The 6,486-nt window shown below is 63.5% G+C and carries 5 protein-coding genes and 1 pseudogene; 1 reads left to right on the top strand and 5 read right to left on the bottom strand.

Annotated features, from left to right (window positions below; genetic code table 11):
* From cas5 to Q0R23_RS18255, 5 genes are all read right to left on the bottom strand, one after another.
* Positions 1-202: CRISPR-associated protein Cas5 (gene cas5 / locus Q0R23_RS18275; RefSeq protein ID WP_366520457.1), on the bottom strand; the 202-nt coding region annotated here is incomplete at its 3' end.
* Positions 203-253: 51 nt separating this feature from the next.
* Positions 254-556: a hypothetical protein gene (locus tag Q0R23_RS18270; protein ID WP_293915401.1), complete on the bottom strand. Its 303-nt coding sequence runs from the start codon at positions 554-556 to the stop codon at positions 254-256.
* A gap of 178 nt (positions 557-734) precedes the next feature.
* Positions 735-3,068: a CRISPR-associated endonuclease Cas3'' gene (locus tag Q0R23_RS18265; RefSeq protein WP_293915400.1), complete on the bottom strand. Its 2,334-nt coding sequence runs from the start codon at positions 3,066-3,068 to the stop codon at positions 735-737.
* Between the two features lie 72 nt (positions 3,069-3,140).
* Positions 3,141-4,148: a WYL domain-containing protein gene (locus tag Q0R23_RS18260; RefSeq protein ID WP_293915399.1), complete on the bottom strand. Its 1,008-nt coding sequence runs from the start codon at positions 4,146-4,148 to the stop codon at positions 3,141-3,143.
* Between the two features lie 63 nt (positions 4,149-4,211).
* Positions 4,212-5,861: a tetratricopeptide repeat protein gene (locus tag Q0R23_RS18255; protein ID WP_293915398.1), complete on the bottom strand. Its 1,650-nt coding sequence runs from the start codon at positions 5,859-5,861 to the stop codon at positions 4,212-4,214.
* 421 nt (positions 5,862-6,282) lie between these two features.
* Between Q0R23_RS18255 and Q0R23_RS18250 the strand changes: the two are divergent.
* Positions 6,283-6,486: pseudogene (locus Q0R23_RS18250) on the top strand (hypothetical protein); the annotation flags it as partial.

Raw genomic sequence — 6,486 nt, 5'->3', positions numbered from 1 at the left:
GTAAGATGCTGAAACGCCGAATAGGTTTCAGCACAGCGATTTCGCGGATACGCCACTCGAATTCCGGTTTCCAGAACACCGCTTCCAACACACCCCGCGCCGCCGAAGGGGTCATCACGTCGTATGAAACGCGCTCGACCTTATTTTCAGGACGGGTAAAACAGGCGTAATTACTCCAGACTTTCAGCTCTAACACATGGATTCTCCTGTTGAGGATAGGCGGGGCAGGTGATTACTCCCCCGCATAATTGCTTCAAGCTGCTTGGTCGTCGTCGAAATTTCCGCTGAGTTGAGCTGCTACTTCACCTGCGAACCAGGCTGCAAGTTGAAATCGGCAGAGCGGCTGAACATCTTCATCGGACAGAATGTCTTCCAGTTCCAGACAGCAAAGCTCGCTGAATTCCTCACCCTCGTCAAAGCTGAGCGCCGTCCTGCGGACCAGTCGTTCCATCGCTCTCAAGATTCGTCGCTTCACCTCCCAGGACAGATTTGCCGTGCCAGCAACGGTTGAGAGGGCTTGGTTGACGATGTAGGCCAGCGCATCTGTAGGGTCCATACCTTACGGTAGCACACTGCTAGTTCTATTTACCTGTTGACACATCGCTCAATCTGAGTTACCTTTGGGTCCAGTCGGAGACGGCTGTGGATTGAAACTATTTCCCTGTAGCGAGTCGCCGCGTCCCCGCGTATGCGGGGCGTTAGATTCCCAGATCACTCCCTCTTAAGTTCGAGCATCAATGCGAGGTAAACGGATCGTCACCGAACGCCATTACCACCCCCAGCTTGTCGTCGTACTGCGCCGTCGTCGGCCACTGCTGAATCAGCGGCGCTTCCACGCCCAGCCGCCGCGCCCGCTCTTCCAGCTCTGGCACGCCCACCAGCCACTGGGCTAGCTTCTTGGCGTGATGCGGATACAGGCTGATGGTGTAGCCTTGTAACTCGCGCCAGGCGTCACGGGCCTGCCCCTTGTAGCGGGCGTCGCGGATGATCGCCAGCAGGCCGTCCACTTTTGCCGGGTCGAAACCGCGAATAATGACCGGCACCTGTTCACCGTCGATCATCTGGTACGCCGCCGCCACCTGCTCGAAATACAGTTCGGCGTGGGCCTTCTGGAACTCCAGCTCACCGCTGTGAATCTTGACTTTCGGGGCCAGGTTGATCTGCCCGTATAGCTTCTGAAAGTAGGGTGTGAACACCTCCGGGTCGTGCAAATCGGCGTTCTCGTTCAGGGCGGTGCGGGCCAGGCTTTCGCGCACCTCGTAGTCGCCCCTGGGCATCTTGTGGTCTTCGGGCCGGAACACCACCACCTGCCCAGTCCCTAGCCGCCCTTCGCGGTTACAGCGCCCCGCCGCTTGCACGATGGCCTCCAGCGGCCCCATCGCCCGGTAGACGCGGGGAAAGTCCACGTCCACCCCAGCCTCGATGAGCTGGGTGGAGACGACACGGCAGGGCAATCCGTCACCCAGCCGCTGCCGGATGGTGTTCAACTCGCGTTTGCGGTGGACCGGGCACATGTGGGTAGACAGGTGGAAGTTGCCCTCATAGCTTCCCAGCAGGGCGAACAGGTCGTGCGCGTGCTGGCGGGTGTTGACGATGCACAGCACTTGCTCGTGTGTGTTCAGCTCTGCGGCCAGATCAGCCCAGGGCGTCGGTGTAGTGATGCGAAATTCGTATTCCACCCGTTTCAGCTCATCAAAATAGCGGGCAGCATTGGGCACCAGATCGCGAATGTTGCTCAATGCTGGGAAGCCCAGCCGTTCGTCTAGCGCAGGTTGCGTGGCGGTGCACAGCACCACGCTGCACCCGGCGTAGTTCACCAGAAAACTCAGGGCGTCAAGGGTGGGCCTGAGCAGCGGCGCGGGCAGGCTCTGGGCCTCGTCCAGCACGATCACGCTGCCCAACACGTTGTGCAGCCGCCGGAGCTGCGCCGTGCGCGTGCCGAATAGCGTTTCCTGAAACAACCGCACGGTGGTGGTCACGATGATCGGCGCGTCCCAGTTCTCGGTGGCGAGGTCAGGCGCAGTGGTCTGGCGCTCCTGGCCGTCCGGCGTCTCCTTGACTTCCAGGTTGCTGTGATGCTCCAGTACCTTGAATTCGCCGTCCTGTTCCAGAAGGTCGCGGAAGGTTCTGGCCGTCTGGTCGATGATGGTCGTGAACGGCACGCCGTAGATCACCCGGCGCAGGCCGTGCGCCTGGGCATGCTTGAGCGCGAAGGCCAGCGAGGTCAGCGTTTTGCCGCCACCTGTGGGCATGGTCAGCCGGAAGAAACCGGGCGGCTGCTCGGCCTGCATAGCCGCTGCTGAATACATTTCGCGGCGCAGGACATTGATCGGCTGAGGATGTTTGGCGTCCTGAGCGGCGAAAGTGGCCTGCGCCGTTTCCAATCGGTCCAGCAGCAAACCCATATCTAGTTTCTCGTTTACCGCCTCAGCTTCCAATCGGTCCAGCAGCGGCGTTCCAAGTTCTTTTCCGCGCAACGTAACCTTGCTGGGGATGCCGTGCTCCTCGGTATCCAGCCGGTCTGCGTCCACCAGAGCGCCCAGCAGCAGCCGGATCAGGAAGGCGCGTTCGGTTCCTTCCAGCGGCAGGGCAGGCAACTCGGACTGGAGCAAGTCGGCCAGTTCGGGGGTGTCCAGAACCGCCAGGTCAACCAATGCTTCGACTTCCCGCATTTCCGATTCGCTCAGGCGGGTGCTCAGGGCGTCCACGTCGCGCAGTCGCCCGTGGTGGTTGGCAATGACAAAAGGCAGCTCACTGGCAATCTCGCGGTCCATGTCGAGCAAACCCTGCATGAATTTCGCGCCTGCGTCGCTGTGGGGCACAGGCTTCTCGGTGTATTTCTGCGGCTGCCCAGTTATCGGATTCCAGTTCAACCGGTGGTGCTGAAAATCCATTCTGTACTTTCCAAGGTCGTGAAGCAGGCCTGTCAGGCGGGCGTACACGCTCAGGCCCGGCACCGCCATGTACCGGACGTGGTGCATGGTCCGCTCGGTCACGCCGACGACGTGATTTTCGAGCGTCTGCCATTCTGGGTTCTCGGTACTCGGACTGTGACCCATAAACTGCATTTCTGCCCTCATCCCCCATCCTCCCCCCCGCACTCTTGCGATTTCGTCAAGGTCCTCGGCTTACAGCGTTTTTCACGCGCCCCCGTACCGCTCCACCACTGCCCGCGCCTGATTGAGCCAGTACTCGCGCACGGCGGGCGGCCCCAGCACCTCCACCCGCGCGCCCCAGCCCAGAATCCAGGGCATCAGCTCGCGGGGCAGGCCGCTGGCGTCTGTACCGGCCCGGACCTCGACCCGCACGGCGCCATCAGGGTCTTGGGTAGGCAGGCTCATGTTGGGGTAGCCGCCCTCCAGAATGCGCCCGGCGACTTCCGGTGCAAAGCGCAATTTCACGCTCAGGCCACCCGCCGCTCCGGCGCCGACCACACCCCAGGCATCCTCGAAAAAGTCGCCTGGCTCGAAGGTGTCGGGAATCTGATAGGGACGGTCGTGCATGACGGTCTCGCCGCGCATGCGGGCCAACTTGAAGGTGCGGAGCTGCTGGTGGAAGCTGACCTCGCGGCCCACAGCGTACAGATCGAGATTGGTCGGGTGGACTTCGATCAGGTAGATTTCGAGTTCGTTGCTGCGCCACGCCCCGCTGCCACTGGCCGATTGATACTCGAAACGCAGGGTGAAGCCACCCAGCCAGGCTTCGGCGGCGCGTTCCAGCACGGCACTCTCACGGGTATGGCGCTTGCCGACGTCGCGCACGCTGCGGGCCACCACAGGCCGGACCCGCTCCGGAAGCCAGCCTGCGAGCGCCTTCAGCGCCCGCAGGTGCAGTTTGTTGTGCCCCACCGAACGGTGATAGACCAGCCGCCCCGCCGCGTGCAGTGCCAGAATCTCGACCGGATGGAGTTGCTGCCGGTTGATATGAATCACCTGTTTGCGGGGACGTCCGCCCAGATCCTCAAACTCCTGTTCCAGACTGGCGAGCAGCTCCAGGTCACGCCGGACACTGCGCTCGAGGGCCAGCCACTCCAGTTCGCCGGGAGGCAGCGTCGGTCCCAGGCTTCGTACCAGTTGGCGAACAGTCAGCGGCGTGTCGCGCAGCAGACGGGCGATGCGGTAGAGGCGCTCGGGTGCGGACAGTTCCATCCTGGCAATCTAACGGGCAGGTGTCGCCCAACTGTCGCTACTCGGCTGCCGAGCACCAGGCACTCAGCTTCGGTGAGAAGATTTTTGTATTAGAGCACTGTGCTCGTCGTGGTCCTCACGCCAGCGCTGGGTCCATTCGTCTTCTAGACCGGCACAGAACTGCTCGGCGACCTCCGGCACCACCAGCGGGGCCAGCACGAGATCTGAACTGAGCTTCAGGGTCCGGCCATCGGTGCTTAGCGCCCCTGGCCAGCCGAGAAGGTCACGCAGTTCGCCGAGCACTTTGCTCAGATGCTGCTTGCGGGCGCGCAGGGTCTGACCACTCAAGGTCACCTCGTCGAGCACTTGAGACACCGGCAGCGTCCCGCCTCGCACGACCAGCAAGGCCAGCAGCGAGGCGGCGGGCCGGGTGGGCGGCAGATCTTCCAATAGCAGGCCATTCAAGCAGGCACGCACCGGGCCGTCGGCGCGGACCTGAAGCTGCATCGGCTGCCGAGGCGGCGACCGCTGATCGATCAGCGCAAAGAGCTCAGGAAACAGGTGCATCTCCTCGGCGGTCCAGAGCGCCGTGAGGTCAAGGGTGTGCAGCAGGGCCATCGCCTCGCCCGGCTGGCCCTGACGGCGCAGCAATTCGGCCTGGACGATCTGGACCCGCTGGGTTTCTTCCGCCGAGCCTGCCGGAACGCGCCGCAGCGAGGCGTGGGTGCCCGGCATGTCGCCCAGCATCAGCAGCGTGGCCGCCATATCGGCGTAGAGATTGTGACGCTCCGGTTCACCCAGCAGCGTAAGGGCCTCGTGCAAGGTGCTCAGCGCCTCATCGAGCCGCCCCAGGAGCCGCAGGGTATGGGCCTTGCCACGCCAGGCCTGGGCTATGTCGTCAGCCTCGGTGGCTTTGGTCTGGGCCATGTCGTAGGCGTGCAAAGCGCGTGGAAACTCGGCGCGGGCGCGGTAAACGTGTCCCAGGCCGCTCCAGGCGCGTGCCAGCATCCGGATGCCCGCTGGCTGACTGGCTGTCCGCATGGCGCCTTGGTAGGCCCGGCCAGCCGCCGTCAGGTCCTGAAGCCGCAGACAGGCCGTGCCAACGTTGTATAGGGCATTGGCCCGCAATTCCGGGTCATGGGCAAAGTGCCCGCTGGATTCGGCGTAGGCACTCCGGGCGCCCGCTTCGTCACCGCTCAAGGACAGGTAGGCGCCGAGTTGCAGCAGGCACAGCCCGCGCCCGCGTCCCTGATTGCGCCGGACCGCTTCCCGGTAGGCTTCCGGCCAGCCTGAGCGGCCCAAATGGGCCAGCGCCCAGGCCCGCATCCGCCAGGCCAGCGCGGCGTGCTCACCCTCCAGCGCCTGCTCGCTGAGGCTCAAGGCAGCCGGGGCGTCGTCACGCTGCATCAGCACCCAGGCTTGCAACGCCGCCTGCCCAGCCGGGAAAGCCTTCAGGTGGACTTCGCAGATTTCTGGGGCGCTGCTGCGGGAAGCGATCAAGGCGATCAGCGGTGCCCAGGGGGCAGTCAAGCGGACTTCAGCGGGCACCTGGAGGCAGCGCTCCAGCACCTGCCTCGACTGGGCACCATGCTGGGCTTTGCCGATCGCCAGGCGAGCGTGCAGGTAGGCGGCGTCCCAGAGGTGTGCGCCTAGCAGCATCCCGAGATGGTCCAGCAAGGCTGTGAACTCGGACGTCGGCACGCGGGCAGTCTCGCACGACGTGCAGATCAGCACAAAACCACCTTGGCCGCGCGGAGCCAGGGTGGGTTAAGAACCGGTGGGCTTAGCCCACTTTGGGGATTTTCGGGTCGTCCCCGGCCAGGAACGCTGGGCTGTGAAACGGCGGAGTATGAACGCTGACCGCCGATACGAAGGCTCCCAGTGACAGCACCACAAATACTGAACGCCACCAAGCTTGAACTCGAACCATGACTTCCCCCAAGACAGGCGCGTGGTCCGGCGGGCGGACCAAACGGACGATGCCCGTAAGCCTGTCTGGGACGTGGTTTTTACCTCCACATCCCAAGGGGAAGAATGGAGGGGGCTCCAGACAGTAGGCGTCGTCACGAACAGACACTGGACGTCTGAACAGCGGACTGGCAAGAGCTTGACGTGCTGGGTATGAACAGCGGGGCGCACCAACCTGGACTGGTCCGTGATCGGGCAGCGGGCCAGCGACCCGGCACCTAGAACATTCTTGTTGGCCCGGATGGAAGACGCCCAGGTCCGCGCTGACCTCGACAGCGGCCCGATTCCTGAAGACTTTGACCCGCGTGGAGTGCTCGGCGGCGCCTGGGGCATCGTCGGCGGCGACTCACCGCAGTGTTCGTTGCCCCTGCGCTTTCAGACCAGCCTGCGC

Source organism: Deinococcus sp. (assembly GCF_025362455.1).
Taxonomy (GTDB): domain Bacteria; phylum Deinococcota; class Deinococci; order Deinococcales; family Deinococcaceae; genus Deinococcus.
The sequence above is the reverse complement of the archived record's forward strand: the minus strand, read 5'-3'. Positions and strand labels throughout refer to the sequence as shown.

What these genes read in the sequence shown, in the direction of transcription:
- Q0R23_RS18265 (WP_293915400.1), bottom strand. Translation starts at nt 3,068, where the DNA reads ATGCAGTTTATGGGTCACAGTCCGAGTACCGAGAACCCAGAATGGCAG.
- Q0R23_RS18260 (WP_293915399.1), bottom strand. Translation starts at nt 4,148, where the DNA reads ATGGAACTGTCCGCACCCGAGCGCCTCTACCGCATCGCCCGTCTGCTG.
- Q0R23_RS18270 (WP_293915401.1), bottom strand. Translation starts at nt 556, where the DNA reads ATGGACCCTACAGATGCGCTGGCCTACATCGTCAACCAAGCCCTCTCA.